The sequence below is a fragment of the Caulobacter sp. 05L422 genome, assembly GCF_056397765.1.
The window spans coordinates 133,912-158,998 of the sequence record NZ_JBFTOB010000012.1 but is presented as its reverse complement, the minus strand read 5'-3'; the positions used below and the strand labels follow the sequence as shown (position 1 = coordinate 158,998).

Annotated in this window: 17 protein-coding genes and 1 pseudogene; 7 read left to right on the top strand and 11 right to left on the bottom strand. The window is 69.8% G+C overall.

All coding sequences use genetic code 11. From position 1 onward, the window contains the following. Nucleotides 1-182: 182 nt before the first annotated feature. The 5 genes and pseudogenes from AC1DMQ_RS13405 to AC1DMQ_RS13385 all read right to left on the bottom strand — a co-directional run. A pseudogene (locus tag AC1DMQ_RS13405) lies at nt 183-308 on the bottom strand (hypothetical protein); the annotation flags it as partial. A 95-nt stretch (nt 309-403) separates the two neighbouring features. After that, a complete protein-coding gene (locus tag AC1DMQ_RS13400) occupies nt 404-2,359 on the bottom strand; it encodes an ATP-binding protein (protein ID WP_477034052.1) in 1,956 nt (651 codons plus the stop codon). A gap of 105 nt (nt 2,360-2,464) precedes the next feature. Further along, complete coding sequence (locus tag AC1DMQ_RS13395) at nt 2,465-4,123, bottom strand: flavin-containing monooxygenase (RefSeq protein ID WP_477034051.1); 1,659 nt, start codon at nt 4,121-4,123, stop codon at nt 2,465-2,467. A gap of 88 nt (nt 4,124-4,211) precedes the next feature. After that, nucleotides 4,212-5,879 (bottom strand): sensor histidine kinase, encoded by a 1,668-nt coding sequence (locus AC1DMQ_RS13390; protein ID WP_477034050.1) that lies wholly within the window; start codon nt 5,877-5,879, stop codon nt 4,212-4,214. Nucleotides 5,880-5,943: 64 nt separating this feature from the next. Next, on the bottom strand, nt 5,944-7,755 hold the full coding sequence (locus tag AC1DMQ_RS13385) for a methyl-accepting chemotaxis protein (protein ID WP_477034049.1): 1,812 nt from the start codon (nt 7,753-7,755) through the stop codon (nt 5,944-5,946). A 180-nt stretch (nt 7,756-7,935) separates the two neighbouring features. Here AC1DMQ_RS13385 and AC1DMQ_RS13380 point away from each other — a divergent pair, with 180 nt between their 5' ends. From AC1DMQ_RS13380 to AC1DMQ_RS13365, 4 genes are all read left to right on the top strand, one after another. Then, entirely contained in the window at nt 7,936-9,123 is a 1,188-nt protein-coding gene (locus tag AC1DMQ_RS13380; protein WP_477034048.1) for a carbohydrate porin, read from the top strand. Nucleotides 9,124-9,423: 300 nt separating this feature from the next. Further along, nucleotides 9,424-12,111 (top strand): pyruvate, phosphate dikinase, encoded by a 2,688-nt coding sequence (gene ppdK, locus AC1DMQ_RS13375; protein WP_477034047.1) that lies wholly within the window; start codon nt 9,424-9,426, stop codon nt 12,109-12,111. A gap of 111 nt (nt 12,112-12,222) precedes the next feature. Further along, nucleotides 12,223-13,368: a heme-binding protein gene (locus AC1DMQ_RS13370; protein ID WP_477034046.1), complete on the top strand. Its 1,146-nt coding sequence runs from the start codon at nt 12,223-12,225 to the stop codon at nt 13,366-13,368. Between the two features lie 2 nt (nt 13,369-13,370). Beyond that, the gene (locus AC1DMQ_RS13365; RefSeq protein ID WP_477034045.1) at nt 13,371-14,285 is read left to right on the top strand and encodes a glucosamine inositolphosphorylceramide transferase family protein; all 915 of its coding nucleotides are present in this window, start codon (nt 13,371-13,373) and stop codon (nt 14,283-14,285) included. Here the strand turns inward: AC1DMQ_RS13365 and AC1DMQ_RS13360 are convergent. Beyond that, a complete protein-coding gene (locus AC1DMQ_RS13360; RefSeq protein WP_477034044.1) occupies nt 14,179-15,402 on the bottom strand; it encodes a glycosyltransferase in 1,224 nt (407 codons plus the stop codon). The two genes, AC1DMQ_RS13365 and AC1DMQ_RS13360, sit on opposite strands and share 107 nt — an antisense overlap. Before the next feature lie 146 nt (nt 15,403-15,548). After that, on the bottom strand, nt 15,549-16,892 hold the full coding sequence (locus tag AC1DMQ_RS13355; RefSeq protein ID WP_477034043.1) for an Hsp70 family protein: 1,344 nt from the start codon (nt 16,890-16,892) through the stop codon (nt 15,549-15,551). Nucleotides 16,893-17,013: 121 nt separating this feature from the next. Here AC1DMQ_RS13355 and AC1DMQ_RS13350 point away from each other — a divergent pair, with 121 nt between their 5' ends. Then, the gene (locus AC1DMQ_RS13350; protein WP_477034042.1) at nt 17,014-17,823 is read left to right on the top strand and encodes an alpha/beta hydrolase; all 810 of its coding nucleotides are present in this window, start codon (nt 17,014-17,016) and stop codon (nt 17,821-17,823) included. A gap of 91 nt (nt 17,824-17,914) precedes the next feature. Further along, nucleotides 17,915-19,744 carry a methyl-accepting chemotaxis protein gene (locus AC1DMQ_RS13345; protein WP_477034041.1) on the top strand — a complete coding sequence of 610 codons (1,830 nt, stop codon included), beginning with the start codon at nt 17,915-17,917 and terminating at the stop codon, nt 19,742-19,744. Between the two features lie 120 nt (nt 19,745-19,864). On the opposite strand, the gene AC1DMQ_RS13340 is transcribed toward AC1DMQ_RS13345, so the two are convergent. Next, complete coding sequence (locus AC1DMQ_RS13340) at nt 19,865-20,149, bottom strand: type II toxin-antitoxin system RelE/ParE family toxin (RefSeq protein ID WP_477034040.1); 285 nt, start codon at nt 20,147-20,149, stop codon at nt 19,865-19,867. After that, entirely contained in the window at nt 20,146-20,394 is a 249-nt protein-coding gene (locus AC1DMQ_RS13335) for a hypothetical protein (RefSeq protein ID WP_477034039.1), read from the bottom strand. The genes AC1DMQ_RS13340 and AC1DMQ_RS13335 overlap by 4 nt, the downstream gene beginning before the upstream one ends. Nucleotides 20,395-20,495: 101 nt before the next feature. Between AC1DMQ_RS13335 and AC1DMQ_RS13330 the strand changes: the two genes are divergently transcribed. After that, on the top strand, nt 20,496-21,686 hold the full coding sequence (locus tag AC1DMQ_RS13330; protein WP_477034057.1) for a BaiN/RdsA family NAD(P)/FAD-dependent oxidoreductase: 1,191 nt from the start codon (nt 20,496-20,498) through the stop codon (nt 21,684-21,686). Between the two features lie 145 nt (nt 21,687-21,831). Here AC1DMQ_RS13330 and AC1DMQ_RS13325 read toward each other — a convergent pair whose 3' ends face one another. Beyond that, nucleotides 21,832-24,174: a DEAD/DEAH box helicase gene (locus AC1DMQ_RS13325; RefSeq protein WP_477034038.1), complete on the bottom strand. Its 2,343-nt coding sequence runs from the start codon at nt 24,172-24,174 to the stop codon at nt 21,832-21,834. A 339-nt stretch (nt 24,175-24,513) separates the two neighbouring features. After that, complete coding sequence (locus AC1DMQ_RS13320; RefSeq protein ID WP_477034037.1) at nt 24,514-24,951, bottom strand: hypothetical protein; 438 nt, start codon at nt 24,949-24,951, stop codon at nt 24,514-24,516. Between the last annotated feature and the right edge of the window lie 136 nt (nt 24,952-25,087).

Below are 25,087 nucleotides of genomic sequence, written 5' to 3'. Positions count from 1 at the left end.
GCGGCGGGGGGCGATCGAGCGGGACTGGGCTGGAGGGGGTTACTTCAGCGTGTCCGGGGACTCCTGTCGTTGGGGAGCCCGCCCGCCGTCGGCGTCGAACGGGGACAAAGCGCGTGTATTGCCCATTGGCCCGCGCCCTCGGCGGCTGGGACTGGCTCGAAAGGGTCGGTTCCGGGTCCGGCTAAGCCTCAACAGGGCTGCCCACCGGAAGCTGGCGGATAACGATGGCGCGGAGCGATCGGCTTCGTCGAAACGGTATTCATTCAAAGATCTCCGGACGTTGTCCGGCGCTCCGCGTCCCTTTCCATCAGCTCACAGCCGAAGGCGTGAGATCACACCTACTTGCCCCCACCTGACGGCTTCGCCGTCTGTCCGCCCCCATAGGGGGCGGAGGGCGCGCGCTCTAGCCCAGCTCCAGCGCCGCGTTGATCGCTCCGAACAGGCCGTGGATGCTGATGGGCTTGGCCAGGTGCAGGTCGGCGCCGGCCGCCAGGCAGGCCTGGACCTGGTGGGGCATGGCGTTGGCGGTCAGGGAGATGATCGGCGTTCGCGCCAGGCCCTGGTCGCGCTCGCGGGCGCGGATGGCGGCCGTCGCGGCCAGGCCGTCCATCACCGGCATCTGGGTGTCCATCAGGATCAGGTCGAACGGCTGGGCGGCGAAGGCGGCCAGGGCCGCCTGGCCGTCGGGGGCGATGGTCAGGTCCGCGGCGTCGCCCAGCATCAGGTCGACGACCTGCTGGTTGGTCGGATGATCCTCGGCCAGCAGGATCCGCAGGCGACGCTCGATCTCCGGCTGGGCTGCGGTCGGTTCCGGCTTGGGCTTGCAAGGGCAGGCCGCGTCGCCTTCGCATGCGCCCAGGATCGCCTGGAAGGTGAAGGTGGCGCCGTGTCCGGGCCGGGCCGCGCAGGCGATGTCGCCGTCCATCAGCCGCGCCAGGCGCCGGGCGATCGGCAGGCCCAGGCCCGAGCCGCCGGCCTGGCGGGTCACCGAGCCGTCGGCCTGCTGGAAGCGCTCGAACAACTGGTCGCTGCTGGCCGGATCGAAGCCCTCGCCGCTGTCCTGCACCGAGACGCTCAGCGCCACCCCGCCGCCGGGCGCGGCGGCGGTCGCGGCGTGGACGTGGACGCGGCCGGCGCTGGTGAACTTGACGGCGTTGCTGGTCAGGTTCGCGACGATCTGGCGGATGCGCAGGGCGTCGCCCACCACCTCGTCGTGGAAGCCGTCGGCGAAGTCCAACTGGAACCCGAGGTCCTTGTCGCGGGCCACGGCCTCGAACACCGCCGCCGCGGCCGTCACCGCCTCGCGCAGGTTCATCGGCTCCTCGACCAGCTCCAGCGCGCCGGCCTCGATCTTCGACAGGTCGAGGATGTCGCTGAGCAACAGGTTCAAGGTCCGACCCGAACCGAGGATCACCGACATCATCTCGCGCTGGCGCGGGGTGAGGGGGGTGCGGCTCAGCACCTCGGCCATGCCGATCACCCCGTTCAGCGGCGTGCGGATCTCGTGGCTCATATTGGCCAGGAACTCGCTCTTGGCGACGCTGGCCGCCTCGGCCCGATGCAGGGCCGCGTCCAGGGCGGCCGCGCTCAGCTTGCGCTCGGTGATGTCTTCGCAGATCGCCAGCAGATGGCGGCGCCCGTCCTCGCCGGAAATGGCGATCTTGCGGGTCTGCAGCCAGCGCCGGCCGTTGTGCGGGGTGTCGAGCGGCTCCTCGGGGATCGTCCGCAGTTCGCCGCTCTCGATCACCTCCCGGTCCTTGGCGACGAAGAAGTCGGCCTGGTCGGCGGGAAAGAAATCGTGGTCCGAGCGGCCCAGCAGCGCCTCGCGGGGCACGCCCAGAACCTCTTCGGCGGTCCGGTTGACGAGCAGGAACTTGCCGGTCGCGCCGTCCTTGACGAACAGCATGGCCGGGACGTTCTCGATCACGGTGTCCAGGAAGGTCTGGGGCGGCGTCGAGCGTTCCGACGAACCGGCGGGCTCGAGGCTGACGCAGCTGGTGATCCGCCCGCCCGACGGCGTGCGGCGCGTGGCGAAGCGCAGGCGCTCGCCGTGCTCCACGCGCTCGTCACGCATCTGCTCCAGGGTGGCGCGGCGATGGATCTGCTCGGCCAGCCAGGCCTCCGGGCGAGCGCCCGCGTCCGGATAGCGACCGGCGGCCAGTCCGGCCCGGAGCAGGGCCTCGAACGTCATGCCCTCGACGACCTGGACGCCCCATCGCGACCAGAGCTCGGCGTAGCGTTGGTTCCAGGCCACGCACCGATCCGCCGCGTCGAACACGGCCAGGCCCTCGGAAGCCGTGTCGAAGGCTTCGCGCATCAGGGTATGGAGGGCCGAGGGCGCGGCCGGATCGTCGATCATCGTGGGCGGCTCGTGCACGAATATGGATGGGCAGCTAGGACCCAAGTGTCTTTCCAGACTGAGAAAATCGTCGTTCTGCGACAATATGTCCGGCCTGGTCGCCGATCAGGATTTCAGGGCGAACCCCGCGTAGCCCCGCGTGGCCACGGCGTCGCAGCGCCGCTTATAGCCCTCGCCGACATAGGGCATGAACACCCGGGGCTTTCCGGGGATGTTGGCGCCCATGTACCAGGAGGCCGCGCGGGGGAAGAGGGTCTTGTCGGCCTCGTCGTTGACGTGGGCGACCCAGTCCTCCTGGGCGTCGACCGTGGCTTCCAGCGTCGCGGCGTTGATGCTCCGCACGTGGGTGATGGCGTCCATGATCCAGTCGACGTGCTGCTCGCAGGCCGTCAGCACGTTGGTCAGCACCGACGGGCTGCCGGGACCGGTGACGGTGAACAGGTTGGGGAAGCCCGCCACCGCCAGGCCCAGATAGGTCTTGGGACCCTCGGCCCAGGCGTCCTTCAGGCTCAGGCCGTCGCGGCCGCGGATGTCCATGCGCAGCAGGGCGCCGGTCATGGCGTCGAAGCCCATGGCGCTGACGATGACGTCGACCGGATAGTCCCGCTCGGTGGTGCGCACGCCCGTGGGGATGATCGCCGTGATCGGCGTTTCGCGCAGGTCGACCAGCTCGACGTTGTCGCGGTTGAAGGTCTCGTACCAGCCGGTGTCGACGCAGGCCCGCTTGGTCATGATCGGGAAGTCGCGCGGGGTCAGCTTCTCGGCCAGGGCCGGGTCCTTGACGGTCTGCGCGATCCTGGCGCGGACGAAGTCGCCGGCCGCCTGGTTGCAGCGCTCGTCGCGCACGATGTTGGGGATCTGCACGGCCGAGATCAGGCCCCAGCCGTTCCACAGCTGGGCGACCAGGGCGTTCAGCTCCTCATCGGACGGGACATAGTCGGCGGGCGGGATGGGCAGGGGCGGCTGGCCGCTGCGCAGCAGCTCCACATAGGCCGGGAAGTTGGCGCGGAACCCGGCGACCTCCTCGTCGGTCAGCGGGGCGTTCAGGGCCGGCAGGCTGTAGTTGGGCGTGCGCTGGAAGACATGGACCCGGTCGGCCTGCTCGGCGATCAGCGGCGTCGACTGGACCGCCGACGAGCCCGTGCCGATCACCGCCACCCGCTTGCCGCTGAAGTCGATCGGCTGGTGCGGCCACAGGCCGGTGACGTAGGTCTCGCCCTCGAAGGTTTCCGCGCCCGGCAGGTCGAAGTCGCGCGGAGCCGACAGGCATCCGGTGGCCATCACGCAGAACCGGGCGGCGATCTCGTCGCCCCGGTCGGTCGTCACCCGCCAGAGGCTGGCGGCCTCGTCGAAGACCGCCGAGGTCACGCGGGTCTCGAACAGGAAGGCGGGGCGAAGGTCGAAGCGGTCGGCCACGTGCTGGGCGTAGGCCAGGATCTCGGGCTGGGTGGCGTACTTCTCGCTCCAGCGCCATTCGGCCTGCAGGTCGTCGGAGAAGGTGTAGGAATAAAGCAGGCTGGGGATGTCGCAGCGGGCGCCGGGATAGCGGTTCCACCACCAGGTGCCGCCGACGTCGCCGGCCGCCTCGATCCCCTGGACGCTCAGTCCGGCCTCGCGCAGCCGGTGGACCATGTAGAGCCCGCCGAAGCCGGCCCCGACCACCACGGCGTCCAAGGGCGCGCCATTCTTGGTGATTGCGGGGGTCGTGCGAACGGGCTCGCGAGCGGCCGCGCTCGTCCCCGGACGGGTCGTTGCTGGCGCCATGGTTTCCTCCCCGGTTCTTGTTCTCGTCCTGCGGACGACCGGTGAGTTCAAGGCTACGGAACTGCCCTAGGGGCAGTCCATCCCTGTCTTAGGCGTTGACCACCCGCAGCGTCGGCCGATCAGGGCGGGCGCGGCGCAGGGGGACGTCGAAATAGAAGGTCGAGCCCGCGTCGGGGGCGCTGTCGACGCCGATCGAGCCGCCCATCAGGGCGACGACGTCGCGGCTGATCGCCAGGCCCAGGCCCGAACCCTCGTGGGCGCGGGTCAGGGAGCTGTCGACCTGCGAGAAGATCTTGAACAACTGCGGGCGATGCTCCGGCGCGATGCCGACGCCGGTGTCGCGCACCTCGAACCGCAGGCCGGTCTTCGACGGCGTCACCTCGATCCGCACCGAGCCCTGGCGGGTGAACTTCACGGCGTTGGCCACCAGATTGCCCAGCACCTGTCGCAGGCGGATCGGATCGCCGATCCAGACCCCCTCGCAGCCGGGCGCCACGCCGCAGGTCAGGTCGATGCCCTTGTTGGCGGCCGCGCCCGAGAACAGGGCGCAGGTCGAGTCCACCAGGACCGGCAGGTCGAAGGGCTCGGCCCGCAGGCGGACCCCGCCGCGCTCCAGCCGCGCCATGTCCAGGATGTCGTTCAGCAGGGCCAGCAGCGCCTGGCCGGAATGGTGGATCACGTCGAGGCGGCCACGCTGGCGGTCCGGAAGTTGGTCCGCCTGCATGACCTGCGTCATGCCCAGCACGCCGTTCAGCGGCGTGCGGATCTCGTGGCTCATATTGGCCAGGAACTGGGTCTTGGCGGCGTTGGCCGCCTCGGCCTCCTCCTTGGCCGCGATCAGGGCCTGGCGGCTGGCGGCGAGCTTGGTCAGGGTGTCGGTGACGCGAAGGAACAGGACCAGGGCGGCGGCGAGCAGCGCGGTGAAGACCAGGGCGATCCAGGGCGCGCCGGCCCGGAGGAGCGACATGCCTGGATCGCGCGCTGGCCAGCTGAGCGCACCCACGGGCCGACCTTGGATATCGTGCAGCGGCACGCTGGAATCGCTGGATCGGCTTTCGGCGATCAAGGCCAGGCCCTCGATCCCCAGATCTTTCTGCAGGCCGCGGGTATAGGCCGTACTGACCCGGCGCGCGGTGACCACCACCGAGGGCGGGGTTCGTTGCTGGAGCGCGGCGAGCTGGGCGGTTTCGGCGATCGCGTCGGCGGCCACCACCAGGTAGATTTCGTCGCCGGACCGCACCAGGCCTTCGCCGGTGGTCGAGCCCTCCAGGCTGAAGCGCTTGTCGCGGTGCGCGGCCCGCGCCTGGGCGGCGACCCGGGCGACCAGCGGCGCGGCGTCCTGCGGCAAGGCGCCGAGGGCGCCGGCGGACACCCGCGCGCCGGCCAGCGAGCCGTAGACCACCTGGCCGTCACGAACCACGTAGGTCAGGTCGTGCTGGAAATACTCGTGATAATACTCGCCGAAATTGACGTCGGCCCAGGCCGGGTCGAGCGGCGGGCCCATGGCCTTGGCGGCGTCGTCCCAGACCGTCGCCGAGGTCAATTCGCGGGCCATGCGGCTGAGGTCGCGCTGGATCGTCCGTTGGACCAGCGCACGCTCGTCCTGGCTCTCCATGCGGTCCAGCGAGCGGGCGGCGAACAGCATCAGCGCGATGCTGCCCAGGACCGAGACGGCCACCAGGACGATCGTCGCGCCCACGATCCAGTGCAGGGACCTCAGGCCGCGCGTCACGGAGGAGGGATTTAGCCACGCCATGCCACAATCTACTTCATTCTCGGGCGCGGCGGCGGTCGGCGCGGCTCTTGGCCGCAGCGACGCTTCAGCCCGCCCGGCGCAGGGCCGGCTGTTCCTCGCCGCCGATCTTGAAGCGGCCGACCAGCGAGACCAGCTGGGCCGTCTCGCCCTTCAGGGAGTGGGTGGCGGCGGTGGCCTGTTCGACCATGGCGGCATTCTGCTGCACCACCTGGTCCATGTGGTTGACGGCGGTGTTGACCTCGGCCAGGCCCGAAGCCTGCTCCTGGCTGGACGAGCTGATCTGGCGGACCAGGTCGTCGATCGCGGCCACCCGGCCGACGATGCGATTCAGCGCCTCGCCGGTCTGGCCGACCAGGTTCACGCCCGCGTCGACCTGCTGCGAGGAGGTCGAGATCAGGGTCTTGATCTCCTTGGCCGCCTCGGCCGAGCGCTGGGCCAGGGCCCGGACTTCCTGGGCGACGACCGCGAAGCCGCGCCCCGCGTCGCCGGCCCGGGCGGCTTCCACGCCCGCATTGAGGGCCAGCAGATTGGTCTGGAAGGCGATCTCGTCGATCACGCCGATGATCTGGGTGATCTGGCGCGAGGAGTCCTCGATGGCGCCCATGGCCGAGACGGCCTGGCCGACCACCTGGCCCGAGCGCTCGGCGTCGGTCCGGGCCGAGGCCACCTCGGCGGTGGCGCGGGTGGCGCCGTCGGCGGTCTGGCGCACGGTGGCGGCGATCTCGTCCAGGGCGGCGGCGGTCTCCTCCAGGCTTGCCGCCTGCTGTTCGGTGCGGCGCGACAGGTCGTTGGAGGCCGAGGCGATTTCCTGGGTGCCCGAACCAATTTGGCCGGCGACAGCGGAGATCGTGCGGATGGCGTCTTCCAGCCCTGCGGCGGCGGCGTTGAAGTCGTTCTTCAGGGCGATGTAGTCGCTGGCCACCTGGGCTGCGATGCGGGTGGACAGGTCGCCGCCGGCCAGGCTGGCCAGGCCCTTGGCCATCACGTCGACGACGGCCTTCTGTTCGCGGCCGGCCACTTCGAAGGCGGCTTCCATGTCGCGCAGCTTGCGGTCCAGCTCCTGCTGGAAGCCGGCCGCCTCGGCTTCGAGCCGGGCGCGCTCGATGCCCGACTGGCGGAACACCTCGACGCTCTTGGCCATCTCGCCGATCTCGTCGGCGCGACCGGCCCCCGAGACGGTGATGTCGTTCTGGCCGGCCGCCAGGCGGCGCATGTCGCCGGCCAGGTTCAGCACGGGCCGCACGATGGCGGCGCGCGAGATCATGATCAGGATGCCGGCGAAGATCACGCCCGCCACCACGGCGGCGGTCATCAGGATCTCGGAAAACAGGGCCACGCTCTTGGCGCGGGCGGCGGCGGCGGTCGATGCGGTCTCGATCCGGTCCGACGCGTTGCTCATCGCGCCTTCCAGCGTCGTGAACTGCTGCATGAAGCCGGGCATGGCGGCGACGGCCTGGGCGTGGTCGCTCGCGGCCAGGTCGACCATCTGGCCGGCGGACTTGATATAGGTGTCGAGCGGCGCCTTGAGCTCGGCCAGGGCGGCGCGGCTGGCCGGATCGGTGGCCAGCGCGTCGTTGGCGGTGATCGCCTCGCGGAAGTTGCCGACGTGGGTGGTCAGGTCCTTGCGGACGTCGTCGATCGCGATGCCCGACCCGGCGTCGCCGGCCAACTGGCTGGACAGCACGTCGGCGCGCAGGGCGTCGTGCATCATGTCGGCTTCCATGTGGTTGCGCAGCACGGCGGCCGAGACGTTGGCGTCGCGCAGCGCGCCGTCCAGCCGCGTGGTCGACCACAGGCCCGCGCCCGCGCTGGCCGTGCACAGCACCATGACGGCCGCGCCGGCGCCCATCACCTTGTGGTTGATCGTCCGAAGCATTGCCGGCCCCTGCGTCCCGTTTTGGTGCGCTCACCTTCGTGCAATGGGGTTAACGACGCCTTCGTTGTCCGTGCTCAGGGCTGTAAAACGCCCAAGTGAGGCAAAAGGCCGCGCCTCGAGAACTTTAAGGGGTGCTTCAAGCCGTGCCGGTATTTGTCCCGATGTTGATGGGGCAAGACCATGACTTCGATTAGATCAATCTGTTCCTGCGCGGCATTCGCAATTGGCGTCGCCACGGGACCGGCCGCGCTGGCCCAAACCGAAGCCGGGCAAGGCGCATGGACCCATGAGGTCACCTATACGGCCGACGTCGCCGGCACGGTGCGGGGCGGGACCGCCCACGCCGGCCGCGTCCTGGACAATCTCGACGTGATCGTCGACGGCGACCTGGAAAAGCTGGTCGGCTGGCGCGGGGCCACCGTGCACGGCTACCTGCTCAACAACAGCGGCGGCGCGCCCAACGACCTGGCCGGCACCCTGCAGGGCGTCGACAACATCGAGGTCGGACGACCCCGGGCCCGGCTCTACGAGCTTTGGGTCCAGTCCCGCTTCGCCGGCGATCGCGGCTCGGTTCTGGCCGGGCTCTACGACCTCAACAGCGAGTTCTATTCCACCGAGGCCTCGGGCCTGCTGCTGGCGCCGCCGTTCGGCATCGGCTCGGAGTTCGCCTCGACCGGTCCCAACGGGCCGTCGATCTTCCCATCGACCGCCCTGGCGGTTCGCGCCCGGATCGAGGGCGGGCAGGGCGCCTATCTCCAGGCCGCGGCGCTCAACGCCCATGCCGGCACGGTGGGCGATCCGGACGGGCCGTCGACCGACTTCGACAACGGCGCCCTGATGATCGCCGAGGCCGGGTTCGGCGACAACTGGCGCCTGGCGGCCGGCGGCTGGTTCTATACCGAGCGTCAGCCGGACCTGCGCGCCCTGGACGCCAACGGCGATCCGGCGCTGAGCAAGGCGCGGGGCGGCTACGTGCTGGCCGAATATCCGTTCGTCGACGGCGGCGAGGCGGGGCGGTCGGTGCGCGGCTTCGCCCGCCTGGGCTTCTCGGACGGCGACACCACGCCCTTCAGTTCGGGCTGGCAGGCCGGCGTTCTGGTCGAGCGGGTCTTCGCCTCGCGTCCGGACAGCGCGTTCTCGATCGGGGTGGAGCAGGGCGTCCTGTCGTCCAAGCAGCGCGCCAACACCTTCGACGAGGGCCTGTCGCCGGCCGACGCCGAATCCAGCGTCGAGATCACCTATTCGGACAAGGTCGCGCCCCGCGTCGCCCTGCAGCCCGACCTGCAGGTGATCCGCCGGGCCGGCGGCGACCAGGACGCGCGGACGGTGGTCGTGATGGCCCTGCGGATGACCGTCAGTCTGTTCTAGATCGGCCGCCGAGACTGGCTTCGACCGTCGCGAACGTCCGATCTCGAGACTCGGGTTGATCTTCGCCATATCGGTATTCGCGCAAATCTCGATCAGGACAACGTTGTCATTGGAAGAATTTGCCGAAATTTCGCTTTAGACTGCGAACCGCAAACCGCCGGTGGACGGCTTCTTTGACAAGGTGCTACTGAACCCCCGGATATTGCAGTGCGGGATGGGCGTTAACGCTCGTTGTCCCAGGCCAGGACAGCTCCAATAGAGGGCTGCCGGCTTTTTCACTTATCGCAGGGTGAACCAGAAATGCCGGTTGATACGCTGACCAAGACGCAGTGGGTCTATTCGTTCGGGGGGGGCGGCGCCGACGGCGACGCCAAGATGAAGAACTTGCTGGGGGGCAAGGGAGCCAATCTCGCCGAGATGTCGTCCCTGGGCCTGCCGGTGCCGCCGGGCTTCACGGTGACCACCGAGGCCTGCGTCCACTACTACGCCAACGGCAAGCAGTACCCGGCCGAACTGACCGATCAGCTCAACGCCGGCCTGGCCACGGTGGAGCAGTTGACCGGCAAGAGCTTCGGCGACGTGAAGAACCCGCTGCTGGTCTCGGTGCGCTCGGGCGCCCGGGCCTCGATGCCGGGCATGATGGACACCGTCCTGAACCTGGGCCTCAACGACGAGACCGTCGAAGGCCTGGCGATCCTCTCCGGCGACCGTCGCTTCGCCTATGACAGCTATCGCCGCTTCATCCAGATGTACTCGAACGTCGTGCTCGACCTGGAGCACCACATGTTCGAGGAGATCCTGGACGACCACAAGGATCGCCTGGACGTCACCGTCGACACGGCCCTGACCGCCGACGACTGGGCCGCGGTGATCAAGGACTACAAGGCCGCCGTGCGCGACGCCCTTGGCAAGCCTTTCCCGCAAGATGCCCAGGAGCAGCTGTGGGGCGCGATCGGCGCGGTGTTCGCCAGCTGGATGAACGACCGGGCCAAGTTCTATCGCCGCATGCACGACATCCCCGAGGCCTGGGGCACCGCCGTCAACATCCAGTCGATGGTGTTCGGCAACATGGGCGAGACCTCGGCGACCGGCGTGGCCTTCACCCGCAACCCGTCGAACGGCGACGGCCGCCTTTACGGCGAGTTCCTGATCAACGCCCAGGGCGAGGACGTGGTGGCGGGCATCCGCACGCCGCAGTCCCTGACCAAGGCCGCCCGCGAGGAGATGGGCGACACCGCCCCCTCGATGGAAGAGGCGATGCCGACGGTCTTCCAGCAGTTCAAGACCGTGGTCGAGACGCTGGAACGCCACTACCGCGACATGCAGGACATCGAGTTCACGGTCGAGCAAGGCAAGCTCTACATGCTGCAGACCCGCAGCGGTAAGCGCACGGCCAAGGCCGCCCTGAAGATCGCCGTCGACATGGCCGCCGAGGGCGTGATCAGCCGCGAAGAGGCCATCGGCCGCGTCGAGCCGGCCTCGCTGGACCAGCTGCTGCACCCGACCATCGATCCGACCGCCCATCGCGAACTGATCGCCAAGGGCTTGCCGGCGTCGCCCGGCGCGGCCACCGGCAAGATCGTCTTCGACAGCGACGCCGCCGAAAAGGCCGCCGCCGCCGGCGAGGCCGTGATCCTGGTGCGCGAGGAGACGTCTCCGGAAGACATCCACGGCATGCACGCGGCGCGGGGCATCATCACCGCCCGCGGCGGCATGACCAGCCACGCCGCCGTCGTGGCGCGCGGCATGGGCCGGGCCTGCGTCAGCGGCGCCGGCGACGTGGCGATCTTCCCGAAGGAAGCGCTCTTCCGGGTTCGCGGCCGCGACTACAAGGCCGGCGAGACCATCACCATCGACGGCTCGACCGGCGAGATTCTGGTCGGCTCGCCCAAGATGATCGAGCCCGAGCTGACCGGCGACTTCGCCACCCTGATGGAGTGGGCCGACGCGGCGCGCCGCATGAAGGTCCGCGCCAACGCCGAGACCCCGCTGGACGCCAAGACCGCCCGCCAGTTCGGCGCGGAAGGCATCGGCCTGTGCCGCACCGAGCACATGTTCTTCGACGACACCCGGATCGCCGCCGTGCGCGAGATGATCCTGGCCGACGACGAAGCCGGTCGCCGCACGGCCCTGGCCAAGATCGCGCCCTTCCAGAAGGCCGACTTCGTCGAGCTGTTCACGATCATGGAAGGCCTGCCGGTCACCATCCGCCTGCTGGACCCGCCGCTGCACGAATTCCTGCCGCATACGGAAGAAGACGTCGTGGCCGTGGCCAAGGCCACCGGCCTGGACGCTCAGAAGCTGATGCAGCGGGCCAAGGAGCTGCACGAGACCAACCCCATGCTCGGCCACCGCGGCTGCCGCCTGGGCGTGTCCTATCCCGAGATCTACGAGATGCAGGTCCGGGCCATCGTCGAGGCCGCCTGCGATATCGCCAAGTCTGGCAAGGCCGCGCCGATCCCCGAGATCATGCACCCGCTGGTCGCCAAGGGCGAGGAGATGAAGTACCTGCGCGACTTGACCGACCGCACCGCCAAGGCGGTGCTGGAAGAGCAGGGCGTTGATCTTCAGTACACGGTCGGAACCATGATCGAGCTGCCCCGCGCCGCCCTGCGGGCCGGCGACCTGGCGGCCAACGCCGAGTTCTTCAGCTTCGGCACCAACGACCTGACCCAGACCACCTTCGGCATCAGCCGCGACGACGCCGGCAAGTTCCTGGGCGCCTATATCGACAAGGGCATCTTCGACAAGGACCCCTTCGTCAGCCTCGATCAGGAAGGCGTCGGCGACCTGATCCGCATCGCCGCCGAACGCGGCCGCGCGGCCCGTCCGGGCGTCAAGCTGGGCATCTGCGGCGAGCACGGCGGCGACCCCGCCTCGATCAGCTTCTGCGAGACGGTGGGCCTGGACTACGTGTCCTGCTCGCCCTACCGCGTGCCGATCGCCCGCCTGGCGGCGGCTCAGGCGGCGCTGGCCAACAAGGGTTGATTATGTTGATCGCCGGGCGGGCTTCGTCCGTCCGGCGATGACAGCCTAGAGATGCTGGACACTTAGGGGCGGGGCGCCTATCCGGGTATCGAGGATATCCCGGGGGAATGCATGGCCTATCTGCGCTGGCGGCGGTTTGTCGAACTGGTCTCGCTGGACCGGCCCTGGGTCGGCGAGCTGTTCATGCGCAAGCGCCACAAACCGATCGTTCCGGCCTCCGTGGAGAAATGGGACCGCGAATATCGCGAGGGCGTCTATGACCGCCTGGCCCGCTCGGACCAGCGCCACCACCATCGCCTGCTGGCCGCCATGATCGCCGACCGCTGGCCCAATCCCCGCGTGCTCGAGATCGGGGCCGGGGAGGGCGTGCTGTTCGAGGCCTTCCGCCCGCACGTGCCCGCCCGCTATGTCGGCGTCGACTTCTCGGCCCCCGCCGTCGAGCAAGGCCTGCGGCGCCTGGCGGCCGAGCGCGCGTCGGGGCAGGTGGACCTGCTGCTGGGCGACGGGCGGACGTTCCGCAGCGACGAGACCTTCGACGTGGTCGTGTTCTCCGAGTGCATCGAGCATCTGGGCGAGGTCGAGGACCTGGTCGCCTACTACGCGCCGAACCTGAAGCCCGACGGCGGGGTGGGCCTGACAATGTGGCTGGCGCTCAAGCCCCTGCGGCTGTGGCATCGGCTCAAGGCCCTGGGCCCGGTCCTCGACGAGGCGGTGGTCAACACCCCGTGGGGCGGCGGCTGGCTGGTGGCCGTGGTTCGTCCGGTGAAGGCCGCCGTGACGGCGCTGGCGGTGACCCTGGCCGGCCTGATGACGGTGGTCCCGATCGACGCCTTCGCCGCCGAGCCGCCCGCGCTCGACCTGCCGCTGTCCATCGACCTGGCCCGCGCCGCCGTCGACGCCTGCGCGGCCAAGGGCGCGCCGATCAGCGTCGCCGTGGTCGACGACAAGGGCAATCCGCTGGTCGTGCTGCGCGCGCCCGGCAGCCCCAAGCCGCCGGTCGCCGCGCCGCGCAAGGCCGCCACCGCCGTTCAGTTCGACGCGCCCGGCAGCGAGATGGAGCCGCGCGAGAAGGCCGACCCGGCCTTCGCCGCCCTGATCAAGGCCGAACCCGAGCGCCTGAACCCGCACGCCGGGTCTCTGCCCTTGCACATCGACGGCAAGCTGGTGGGCGGCCTGGCCGTGGCCGACACCACCCACGAGACCGCCGACGCCTGCGCCCGCGCGGCCCTGGCCAAGTTCTCCGACAAGGTGCGCTAGGCGTGGGCGTCGTGAAGGACATGTGGCGTATCGGCCTGGTCCGCGCGCCGATGGCGGACCTGCTGGAGCCCGGCGCCCTGGCCCGGCATCCGGTGACCTGGATCCCCGATCCCGGCCCGCTGTGCTTCCTGGCCGACCCGATGGGCGTCTGGCGCGACGGCCGGCTCTACGTGTTCGCCGAGATCTACGACTATCGCGACCGGGTGGGCGCCATCGAGGTGCTGACCTTCGACGCGGACCTGAACCTGCTGAGCCGTGAGCCCGCGCTCAAGGAGCCCTGGCACCTGTCGTACCCCTTCATCATCGAAGAGGACGGCCAGACCTACATGCTGCCCGAGGCGCACAAGTCGGGACGGCTGACCCTTTACCGCGCCGAGCACTTCCCGACGAAGTGGACGCCGGTCCAGACGATCGAACTGGATCAGGTCGCCATCGACGCCACGCCGGTGCTCCACGACGGGCGGTGGTGGCTGTTCTACACCCCGGCCACGACCAAGGCCGACAAGGTCAGCGCCCTGCACGTGGCCTGGGCGGACAGGATCACCGGCCCCTGGACGCCGCACGCCGGCAATCCGGTGCGCTTCGATCCCTCCAGCTCACGACCGGGCGGCACGCCGGTCGCGGTCGACGGCGCGATCGTGCTGCCGATGCAGGACTGCCGGAAGACCTATGGCGGTGCGATCCGCGCGCTGCGGGTCACCGCGCTGACGCCGGACCACTTTGAAGCCGAAGCTGACGAACCGATCACGGCGCCGCCCAGCTTCGGCCGCCTGACCGACGGGCTGCACACCCTGTCGGCCGCGGGGCCGGTCACGCTGATCGACGCCAAGCGCTTCGAAGTCTCGCCGCGCTCGCTGGCCCTGGACGTGCGCCGGGAATGGCGAAAGCGCGTCCCGGGAAAGGCGCGAACCGCGTAGTCTTCGCCGCGCTGGTTCGCTTGGCGACCACGGCGTCGAACACGTCCAGATAGGTCTCGGCGATCGGCCCGAGCCGGTAGGCGTCGACCGAGCGGGCCAGGGCGCGAGGATCGGGCGCGGGGGCTTCCAGCACTTGGCGCAGGCTCTCGGCCAGGCTCTCGGCGCAGCCGATCGGGGCCACGCGGCCATTGAAGGGAACACCCAGCAGCTCCCGCGCCGCCGGCGTGCAGTCGGTGCTGACCACCGGCCGTCCGGCCCCCAGCGCCTCGACGATCACCGCCGCATAGCCCTCGTAGAACGACGTCAGCAGGAAGGCCCGGGCGGTCTCCAGCCACGGCCGGATGTCGGGGACATAGCCGGGCAGGCGCACGCGCTCGGCCACGCCCAGTTCGACGGCCAGGGCCTCCAGCTCGGCCCGCCGCTCGCCTTCGCCGACGATCACCAGGCTGGCGTCCTTGTCGTCCAATCGGGCGAAGGCGCGCAGGGCGACGTCGAAGCCCTTCTCCTTGACCAGCCGGCCGGCCGCCAGGATGACCTTGCCCTCGGCCGGCGGGACGAAGGCGTGATCGTCGTCGTCCAGGGCCGGCAGGCGGATGCACTGGGTGACGCGGCGGCCCAGGGCGCGGTTGGCGTCTTCGGTCATGCTGTCCGACAGCGAGATCGCCCGGTCGATCCGGCGCAGCTGCCAGCGGGTCTTCAGATTGTACGGAATCTGGGCCAGGGCGCTGCGGCCGTGCCGGTAGAGCGGGGTGCCGATCTGGGCGACGACGCCGGGCCGCTGGTCGGCGGGCAGGGCGTCCACGGCCGGCAGGATCGGCCAGTGATAGTTGCCGGGCACGAACAGGATGTCGGGCCGCCGCTGGGCCACGAAGGCGGCCGTGGCCCGGCCCAGGGCCTTGCGCGAGCCGCGTCCGCGCGGAATGGGCGGATCGGCCTCGACCACCTCGACGTCGGCCTGGATCAGGTCGGCCAGCGGCCCTTCACGCGTCCCGCAGAACAGGACGACCCGTCGTCCCAGCGTCGCCCAGCGGTTGGCCAGCCGCACCGCGATCCGTTCCGAACCGCCCAAAGGCAGGTCATGCAGCACGATCGCGATCGTGCGCGCGTTGTCGCCCATTTCAGCAGGTCCCCCGACCTCGACGTGATGGCGCGTCGGGCGCGGACGAACCGCGGACTTCCAAGCTCCACTAAGGGCTAGACGTCACGGGCGGGGTGGGACCGGAAACATTTGTTGCGAGTCCGCAATATTTCGAAACCTGGCCGTCAGGCGGCTGGAGCGGCCTTCTCGCTCCACAGGTCAAGGTCGTCCTCGCGGCCAATCAGGGCCAGGCCCGAGGCGATGGATTCGAACTCGCCGCCGCTCTCGATCTTGGCCGTCCCGAAGCGGCGCACGAAGATCTCGCGCACGGCCGGAACGAACGAGCTGCCGCCGGTCAGGAACACCCGGTCGACGCCGTCGGGGCCTAGGCCCGAGCGCTCCAGCGCCTGGTTGACCGCGGTCTCGATGGCCTTCAGTTCCGGGGCGATCCAGCCCTCGAAGTCGGTGCGCTTGACGGTCTTCTCGATCAGCACCGAGCCGGCCTCGAAGCGGAACGTCGCCTCGTCCTGGCTCGACAGCGCCTCCTTCAGCGCCGAGACCGCGCGGTAGAGCGCGTAGCCGTGGTTGTCGTCCAGCACCTCGATGAGCCGGCGGATCTTCTCCGGCTCCATGGCCGTGCGCTCCAGGGCGCGGATGTCGCGCATGTCCTTGGAGGCCCGCAGCAGGGCCAGCTGATCCCAGCGGGCGAAGGCGGTGTAGTAGCGCTGGGGGATCGGCAGGCGGTTGTCGAAGGCGCGGTAGAGGCTGCCCTTGCCCAGCTCAGGGGAAACAAGCTGGTCGATGATCCGGTAGTCGAAGGCGTCGCCGGCCAGGCCCACGCCCGACCGGGCCAGGGCGGTGGAGCGCAGCTTGCCGTCGCCGTTTTCGGAAGGGGCGCGCTCGAACCGCACGATCGAGAAGTCGCTGGTGCCGCCGCCGAAGTCGGCGACCAGCACGGTGGCGTCCTGCTTCAGCTGTCGGGCGAAGAAGAACGCCGCCCCGACCGGCTCGTAGGCGTAGCGGATGTCGGTGAAGCCCAGGCGACGGAAGCCGGCCTCGTAGCGCGACAGGGCCAGGGCCTCGTCGGGGTTGCCGCCGGCGAAGGTCACGGGCCGGCCGACGATCACCCGCGTCGGCAGGGTCTCCATGGCCGCGCCGCCGTGGCTCTTCAGCTTCAGCAGGAAGTCCGACAGCAGGTCCTCGAACAGGTAGCGCTTGTTGAGGATCTTGGTCTCGGTGAAGGCGGCGCTGGCGGCGAAGGTCTTGAACGACTGGATGAAGCGGGTTTCCAGCGGGTCCTCGACATAGGCCTCGATCGCCCAGGGGCCGGCCTCGGTCACCAGTTCGTTGGCGCGGCCGCCCACGCCCATGATCGCGTGGAAGCTCAGGGCCGAGCGGAACGCGAAGATGTCGCCGCCCGCCGTCGGGAACTTCACCAGCGTGGCGGGACCGTCGCCGCGGGTCATCGAGACCACGGTGTTGGTCGTGCCGAAATCGATGCCGATCGTCGCTTGGGGAACGGACGTCATGGGAGCGCCTGGGCGGGAGGAGGGCAGGGTTCCTAACCCCCCAGGCGCTGGCGTCAAGCGCGCGAGGGCGCTTTCTGCGAACGGCCCTTGGCGATCGCCGTTTCATGGCTAAGCCTTGGGCATGCATCGCAGACGATTCCTCGCCGCCGCCGGCGCCGCCGCCGCCCTGGTTCCTTCCGTGTCTCGCGCCGTCACGCCGGACGGGACCTTCATGGTCGACAGCCGCGTGTTGGGCGGCCAGCGCCGGGTCAATGTGGCCCTGCCGCCGGGCTATGCGGCGTCGAAACAGCGGTTTCCGGTGCTGTACCTGCTCGATGGCGGCACGGTTCAGGAGGACTTCCCCAAGATCACCGACTTCGTCGCCCAACTGACCGCCGCCGGAACCCTGGCGCCGATGATCGTCGTCGGGATCGAGGGCGTCGACCGCAAGCACGACCTGACCCATCCGGCCACGTTCGCCGACGACCTCAAGCTGCTGCCGCAGTCGGGCGGCTCCGCGGCGTATCGCCGCTTCCTGGTCGACGAACTCCAGCCCTGGGTGGAGGCGCGCTACCGCACCAGCGGCCGCAACGGCCTGATCGGCGAGTCCCTGGCCGGGCTGTTCGTGGTCGAGACCTTCCTGCGCGAACCCCAGGCCTTCGACGCCTACCTCGCCGCCAGCCCCAGCCTGTGGTGGGACGACCAGAGCCTGTCGCGTGAGGCGTCTTCCTTGCTGGCCAAGGGGAAGTTCGGCGGGCGCCGGCTCTACCTGTCGATCGGCGACGAAGGCACGACGATGCAGGCGGGCGTGGACCGGGTCGTCGCGGCGCTGAAAGCCATGCCGCACAAGGGTTTGGTCTGGCGCTACGACCCCATGCCCGACCAGCATCACGCCACGATCTACGACCCTTCCGCCAAGGCCGGCCTGCCCTGGCTGTTTCCCCCGCGTTAACCCGTCTTTCACGCGGTCAGGCGGAGAATTCCCTCAAATCACGACACTGGCCGCGCTTGTTTTCAGCGTTCAAGGCCCGACGGGGGAAGCCATGGGTCTCGACGACCTCAAGATCTCGACCAAGGTCCTGTTGCCCGCCGCCATCCTGGCCGTCGCCGTTCTCGGCTGCACGGGCATGGGGGTCTGGCAGGAAAAGAGCCTGCAGGATGCCACGCGCATCCTGGTCGAGCATCGCTCGCCGGCCGAGGTCCAGTCCGCCCGCTTCAGCCGTCGCCTGAGCATGATGGGCCACGCCGCCCACCGCGCGGTGACCTACGAAGGGACCTCGGAAGCGGCCCAGTCGGCCTCCAAGGAACTCGACAAGGTCTATGCCGAGGGAAAGGACAGCCTGGACAAGATGGTCAAGGCCGACCCGGCCATCGGCCCGACCGCCGACGGTTTCCGCCAGCGCATCGACGCCCTCTACGCCGACGGCCGCGCCGCCGCCGACCTCGGCCTGGCCAATGATGACACCGGTGCCATCGCGCGCCTCTCGGCGCTGGATCCGGCCATCGAGAGCCTGTCCAAGGACGCCAAGGCCTGGGGCGACGGCTACCACGTCGAAACCGACGCCCTGGTGGCCGGCGCCAACAAGAAGGCCAATCAGGGCGCTCTGACCACCATGCTGCTGGGCCTGGTCGCCGCGATCGGCGGCATGGGCTTCGCGCTGTGGATCGGCGCGACCAAGATCTCGCGTCCGGTGGCCTCGCTGTCCAAGACCATGACCACCCTGGCCCAGGGCGAGCTGGACGTGACCGTCGCCGCCACGGGCCGCAAGGACGAGGTCGGGCTGATGGCTCGCGCCGTCCAGGTGTTCAAGGACAACGCCGTGGCCCTGCGCACGTCGCAGGCCGAGCAGCAGCGGATCAGCGCCTCCAGCGAGGCCGAGCGCCTGCGCAACGAGGCGGCCAGCCAGGGCGCGGCCCAGGACCAGGCCTTCGTCATGGAGCGGATCGCCCAGGGCCTGGCCCGCCTGTCGGAGGGCGACCTGACCGTTCGCCTCGTCGACCAGTTCCCGCAGGGCTACGGCCAGCTGCGCACAGACTTCAACGGCGCCATGGATCACCTCGACCAGGCCATGGGCCAGGTCCTGGCCGCCGTCGGCGGGATCGGCCGCAACTCCGACGAGATCACCGCCGCCGCCGACAACACCGCTCGCCGCAGCGAGCAGCAGGCCGCCAGCCTCGAAGAGACCGCCGCCGCCCTGGACGAGATCACCGCCACCGTCCGCCGCGCCTCGCAGGGGGCCAACGACGCCGCCCGCGTGGTCGGCTCCACCCGCGAGGACGCCGAACGCTCGGGCGAGGTCGTGCGCGGCGCCGTCGCGGCCATGACCGGCATCGAGCAGTCTTCGCAGCAGATCGGCCAGATCATCGGGGTGATCGACGAGATCGCCTTCCAGACCAACCTGCTGGCCCTCAACGCCGGTGTCGAAGCGGCGCGGGCCGGTGACGCCGGTCGCGGCTTCGCGGTGGTCGCCCAGGAAGTGCGGGCCCTGGCCCAGCGCTCCGCCGAAGCCGCCAAGGAGATCAAGACCCTGATCTCGACCTCGGCCGGCCAGGTCGGCCAGGGCGTCAAGCTGGTCGGCCAGACCGGCGAGGCCCTGGAAGGCATCGTGTTCAAGGTGGGCGAGATCGACGCCCTGGTGAAGGAGTTGGCCGCCTCGGCCGGCGAGCAGGCCACGGGCCTCAACGAGGTCAACGCCGCCGTCAACCAGATGGATCAGGGCGTGCAACAGAACGCCGCCATGATCGAGCAAGCGACGGCCGTCAGCCATTCCCTCAAGACCGAGATTGGCGGCCTGGTTCAGATGATGAGCCGCTTCCAGGTCAGCGGCGGCCACGCGGCGTCGAGCTCCGCGCCGATGCGCCGGGCCGGCTAGGCCATGGCTCGCCGCCTGGCCAGGGCGCGGTGGATCGCGGTGTCGATCTGGTGCGGCCTGGTCCTGCTGCTGATCGGCATCGGGGTGTTCGTGCTGAACGAGCCGACGGCGGGGTGATCGCTAGGGCCGTTCGAGCGCGTGTTTGATCCGCGCTATAAGGACGGCTTCTCGGGACACGCGATACTGAATCACATAGCCGGAATTGCCGAACACAACGGGGATCTGCCGCAGGTCGGGTCGTGGACCCGAGAGACCTCGCTCGGCGTGATCCGCCAGCGACTGGACCGCGCTGGCGATCGCATCGACGGCTCGCCGCGCCGCATCCGGGCTTTTCTCGATGAGAAAGGCTTCAAGGCGCGAAAGGTCATGTCTGGCCCGAGCCGTCAGCCGGACCTCGCGCTTCATTTCCGTTTCGCTAGCCCGACTTCGACGTTCGCGCGGAATTCGGCGATGGCGTCCTCGGCGGCATAGGAAACGCCGGTGCGGTCATGGTCTTCCAGCGCCGCGACCGCTTCCGACCATTCGTCGTCCAAGGCTTGGTCGAGGGCTTGCAAGGCGTAGGTCTCAAGAGAGACGCCCGCGGCCTCTGCCGCGGCCCGGAGCCGGGCCGCGCGTTCGGGGTCGAGATGGATGTCAGCGCCGTCGGCCATGGGCGCAGGATCGCGCCCGCGGCCCTGAACGTCAACGTCGCCGCATTGACTTCCCGGCCGCCCTCCTGTCGATACGCCGCTCAATAGAGAGGGCGATGGCCTTGGAAGATTTCGACGTCGTGGTGCTGGGCGCCGGCGCGGCCGGCATGATGTGCGCCATCGAGGCGGGCAAGCGCGGCCGCTCGGTGCTGATCGTCGACCACGCCAAGGCTCCCGGCGAGAAGATCCGCATCAGCGGCGGCGGGCGCTGCAACTTCACCAACGTCAACACCGCCCCGGCCAACTTCCTGTCGGCCAATCCGAAGTTCTGCGTCTCGGCCCTGCGCCGCTATCGACCGGCCGACTTCATTGCCCTGGTCCAGAAGTACGGCATCGCCTTCCACGAGAAGACCCTGGGCCAGCTGTTCTGCGACGGCTCGGCAAAGCAGGTCATCGAGATGCTGCTGACCGAGATGGACAAGGCCGGCGTCAAGCTGCGCCTGGAGACCGAGGTCAAGAGCGTGGCCAAGGACGACACTAAACAAGAGGGGGGCTGGCGTGTCAGCTTCGCCCACGGGCCGGTGTCCTGCCGTTCGGTCGTGGTCGCCACCGGCGGCAAGTCGATCCCGAAGATGGGCGCGACGGGCCTGGGCTACGAGATCGCCCAGCAGTTCGGCCTCGCCATCCAGGAGACCCGGCCGGCCCTGGTGCCGCTGACCTTCGAGGTGAAGACGCTCGAGCGCCTGGCCCCGCTGTCGGGCGTGGCCTTGGACGCGGTGGTCTCCAGCGGCAAGACCAAGTTCGCCGAGGCCATGCTGTTCACCCATCGCGGCCTGTCGGGTCCGTCGATCCTGCAGATTTCGTCCTTCTGGCGCGAGGGCGGCGAGATCAGCGTGAACATGGCGCCGGGCGTCGACGTCTTCCAGGTCCTGCGCACCGCGCGGACCGCCACGCCGAAGCGGGCGCTGTCGACCGTGCTGGGCGAGATGCTGCCCAAGCGCCTGGCCCAGCTGATCGCCGAGGACGCCGGGGCCTACGGCAACATGGCCGACTGCTCGGACGTGCTGCTGCGCGGCGTGGCCGCCACGGTCAACGCCTGGACCTTCAAGCCGGTGGGCTCGGAAGGCTACCGGACGGCGGAAGTGACCTTGGGCGGGGTCGACACCGACGGCCTGGACTCGCGGACCATGGAGGCGAAGGCGGTCCCGGGGCTGTACTTCATCGGCGAGGTGGTGGACGTCACCGGCTGGCTGGGCGGGTATAACTTCCAGTGGGCCTGGGCGTCTGGGTGGTGCGCGGGCCAGGCGGTTTAGAACCGGCGGACTTGCCCCCACCTGACCGCTTCGCGGTCTGTCCGCCCCCATAGGGGGCGGAGGACGCGCGCGACGCCTCTTCCCCCTTTGGGGGAGGAGCGCCGAAGGCGCGGAGGGGGCAAGTGATCACCCCCTCCACGTCAAACTACTTCTTCTTGAACGGCGCCTTGCCGGCCGGCTTCTTGCCGAATGCGGGCTTGGCGCCGAACGCCGGCTTGTCACCAAACGAACCCTTGGCCTTGAAGGGCTTGGGGCCCTTGAACGGCTTGGCGGGGCCATCGGCGCTCTTGCCGACATAGGGCTTGCCGCCCGGCGCGCCGTCGCGAGGACGGGCGACATAGGGCGCCTTGGCCGGCTTGGCTTCCGGATCGTAGGGCACGCTCTCACGAGCTTCACGCGGGGCGCGGCGCGGGGCCGGGCCTTCGTTCAGCGGCGAATAGGCCTTGGGGGCCTCATCGCGCGGGGCGCGGGGCTTGAAGTCGCGCGGGGCGTCGTCGCGGGCCGGGCGCGGCTTGAAGTCACGCTTCGGGCCCTCGTCGCGGTCGCGCGGCTTGTAGTCGCGCTTGGGCTCTTCGCCGCGGGCATAGGGCTTGGCGTTGCTGACGCCGTCGGCGCCGTAGCTCGACGGACGCGGGCTGCTGTCGCGCGAACCTGGCGCGTTGGCGCGCGGACCACGGGGGCCGGCGTTGTCGCGCGGCGGACGCGGCGTGAATTCGCGACGCGGGGCGTCGTTGTCGTCACGCGGCGGACGGGGCGCGTATTCCTTGCGCGGACCCGAAGCGTCCCGGGCGGCCGGGGCCGTGGTCGGGGTGATGGTCACGTCGTCGCGCACGGTGGCCTGGACGGCCGCCCCGAACTTCACTTCCGCCTCGGCCGAGATCTCGAACTTGGTGTCGTAGTCGAAGATCCGGATCGAGCCGATGTCCTTCTTGGTGATGTGGCCCAGGCGGCAGATCAGCGGGATCAGCCACTTGGGGTCGGCGTTGTTGCGGCGGCCGGTGTTGAGGCGGAACCAGGCCGAGTTGCTCATGTCGGCGCGCGGTTCGCGTTCCGGACGGTCCCCGAAGTCACGGGCGTCGCGGCCGCCGAAGTCGCGGGGCGCGCGGTCGGCGAAGCGGTCGCCGGCGTCATTGGAACGCTCCCCGCGCACGCGCGGGCCTGGGTCAGCGCCGTGGCGCGGGTCGTCGTAGATCTCTTCCGGGGCCGGCAGCTTGGCGCGGCGGGTGCGGATCAGGGCGGCGGCGATCTCCAGCGGCGTGCGCTTGGCCAGCATGGCTTCGGCCAGGGCGGTGTCTTCCTCGACCACGGCCTCGTTGAAGATCGGATCGTCGAGCAGGCGCTCGGTGTCCTTGACGCGGATCTCGTCGGCGGTCGGGGCGCCGCCCCAGTTGCCTTCGACGCCGGCGGCCATCAGCAGCTGCTCGGCCTTGCGGCGGCGGGTGTAGGGGACGACTAGGGCGCTGACGCCCTTCTTGCCGGCCCGGCCGGTGCGGCCCGAACGGTGCAGCAGGGTGGCCTTGTTGACCGGCAGTTCGGCGTGGATGACCAGGCCGAGGTCCGGCAGGTCCAGGCCGCGGGCGGCGACGTCGGTGGCGACGCAGACGCGGGCGTGGCCGTCGCGCAGCGCCTGCAGGGCGTCGGCGCGTTCACGTTGGCTCAGCTCGCCCGACAGGCCGACCACGGCGAAGCCACGCTCGCGCAGCTTGCTGTGCAGGGCGCGGACGCTTTCGCGGGTGTTGCAGAACACCAGGGCGCCGGGGCTTTCGAAATAGCGCAGCAGGTTGACGATCGCGTGCTCGGTCTCGTTGGGCGCGACGCGGACGGCGCGATATTCGATGTCGCGGTGCGGCTCGTTGCGGCCCAGGGTGTCGATGCGCAGGGCGTCGTTCTGGTAGCTCTTGGCCAGCTGCACGATCTCGCGGGCCAGGGTGGCCGAGAACAGCAGGGTGCGGCGCTCGGCCGGGGCGGCGTCGAGGATGAATTCCAGGTCTTCGCGGAAGCCCATGTCGAGCATCTCGTCGGCCTCGTCGAGGACGGCGACCTTCAGCTCCGACAGGTCCAGGTGGCCGCGCTCGATGTGGTCGCGCAGGCGGCCCGGGGTGCCGACCACGATGTGGGCGCCGAAGTTCAGGGCGCGCTGCTCGCGACGGGCGTCCATGCCGCCCACGCAGTTGACGACCACGGCGCCGGCCTCGGCGTAAAGCCAGGTCAGCTCGCGATTGACCTGGATGGCCAGTTCGCGGGTCGGGGCGATCACCAGGCACATCGGGGCGCCGGCCTTGCCCAGCTTCTCGGCGTCGCCGATCAGGGTGGGGGCGGCGGCCAGGCCGAAGGCCACGGTCTTGCCCGAGCCGGTCTGGGCGCTGACCAGCAGGTCGCGGCCTTCGGCGTCGGCTTCCAGCACGGCGGCCTGGACGGGGGTGGGCTCGAGGTAACCTTGAGCGGCAAGAGCCCGCTCAAGAGCGGGGTGGGAGGCGGGGAAGGGCATGCGGGTCCAGTTCGTTTCAAGCGGACGGCGCACACACAAACGCACGCGGCCCGCACCACGACCAAATACGACCCCCAAACGGACCGTGTTCTTGGTCAATATCTTCAGAGAATAGACCTTTTTCGCCGGGATGCCGATGAGGCGCGGTGAAACACGGTCTGATGGGCGGCCTAAGGAGGCTAAAACCGTCTGGAAAGCAAGGGCGCCGGGGAAAGAATGCTGCGGTGCGGCGAAATGGTCGCGCGGGGCGCGGTGCGAACGAGGGGGACGCGTACTCACTCCGAGGCGCTCGCCAGGACGGCCTGGGCCTTGCCATGAGTACGCGTCCCCGACTGATCCTCAGGCCAGGCCGCGCGGCTTGGCCAGTTCGCGGCAGACCACGGCCGAGAAGGTGGCCAGGGCGCCCAGGATCAGCAGCAGCAGGCTTTCGGCCAGGCCCGGGGCCAGCACGGTCAGGGACGGGACGACCGGGCTGTTGGCGATCCCGACCGCTCCGGCCAGCAGGGTGAACAGGCAGGCGGCGACCGCCAGCAACGGCGCGCCCTTGGCCAGCACGCCCAGCTTCGAGGCGCGACCGAAGGCCAGCAGGACCGGCGCGGCGACGATGGTGGCCAGCAGGAGCAGGATGACGAACTGCACCGGCGCCGCGGCGTCGCCGAAGATGTCGCCGATGCCGAGGTGGCGGGCAGGAGCGGCGGCTCCCGCCGAGGCCAGGGCGGGGCTGGCGAGGAGCAGGGGCAGGGCGGTCAGGGCGGTGATCTTGAGGTTCAGGCGCATCGGTTTCTCCGTTTATTTACATTCGTAATAATAACAGAAAATTACGCGAGTAAACTTCAGAGTCAACCTGCCGTGAGCTGGAGGGGGCAGGCCGTCTTTCACCTCTCCCGGAGGGGGAGGGTGGGTTCAAGAGTGT

Excerpts from the sequence above, each read along its gene's own strand:
- AC1DMQ_RS13360 (WP_477034044.1), bottom strand. The coding sequence starts at position 15,402 with ATGGGCGACAACGCGCGCACGATCGCGATCGTGCTGCATGACCTGCCT.
- AC1DMQ_RS13390 (WP_477034050.1), bottom strand. The coding sequence starts at position 5,879 with ATGGCGTGGCTAAATCCCTCCTCCGTGACGCGCGGCCTGAGGTCCCTG.
- AC1DMQ_RS13355 (WP_477034043.1), bottom strand. The coding sequence starts at position 16,892 with ATGACGTCCGTTCCCCAAGCGACGATCGGCATCGATTTCGGCACGACC.
- AC1DMQ_RS13395 (WP_477034051.1), bottom strand. The coding sequence starts at position 4,123 with ATGGCGCCAGCAACGACCCGTCCGGGGACGAGCGCGGCCGCTCGCGAG.
- AC1DMQ_RS13350 (WP_477034042.1), top strand. The coding sequence starts at position 17,014 with ATGCATCGCAGACGATTCCTCGCCGCCGCCGGCGCCGCCGCCGCCCTG.
- AC1DMQ_RS13385 (WP_477034049.1), bottom strand. The coding sequence starts at position 7,755 with ATGCTTCGGACGATCAACCACAAGGTGATGGGCGCCGGCGCGGCCGTC.
- AC1DMQ_RS13370 (WP_477034046.1), top strand. The coding sequence starts at position 12,223 with ATGGCCTATCTGCGCTGGCGGCGGTTTGTCGAACTGGTCTCGCTGGAC.
- AC1DMQ_RS13400 (WP_477034052.1), bottom strand. The coding sequence starts at position 2,359 with ATGATCGACGATCCGGCCGCGCCCTCGGCCCTCCATACCCTGATGCGC.
- AC1DMQ_RS13325 (WP_477034038.1), bottom strand. The coding sequence starts at position 24,174 with ATGCCCTTCCCCGCCTCCCACCCCGCTCTTGAGCGGGCTCTTGCCGCT.
- AC1DMQ_RS13320 (WP_477034037.1), bottom strand. The coding sequence starts at position 24,951 with ATGCGCCTGAACCTCAAGATCACCGCCCTGACCGCCCTGCCCCTGCTC.
- AC1DMQ_RS13335 (WP_477034039.1), bottom strand. The coding sequence starts at position 20,394 with ATGGCCGACGGCGCTGACATCCATCTCGACCCCGAACGCGCGGCCCGG.
- AC1DMQ_RS13380 (WP_477034048.1), top strand. The coding sequence starts at position 7,936 with ATGACTTCGATTAGATCAATCTGTTCCTGCGCGGCATTCGCAATTGGC.
- ppdK (WP_477034047.1), top strand. The coding sequence starts at position 9,424 with ATGCCGGTTGATACGCTGACCAAGACGCAGTGGGTCTATTCGTTCGGG.
- AC1DMQ_RS13345 (WP_477034041.1), top strand. The coding sequence starts at position 17,915 with ATGGGTCTCGACGACCTCAAGATCTCGACCAAGGTCCTGTTGCCCGCC.
- AC1DMQ_RS13340 (WP_477034040.1), bottom strand. The coding sequence starts at position 20,149 with ATGAAGCGCGAGGTCCGGCTGACGGCTCGGGCCAGACATGACCTTTCG.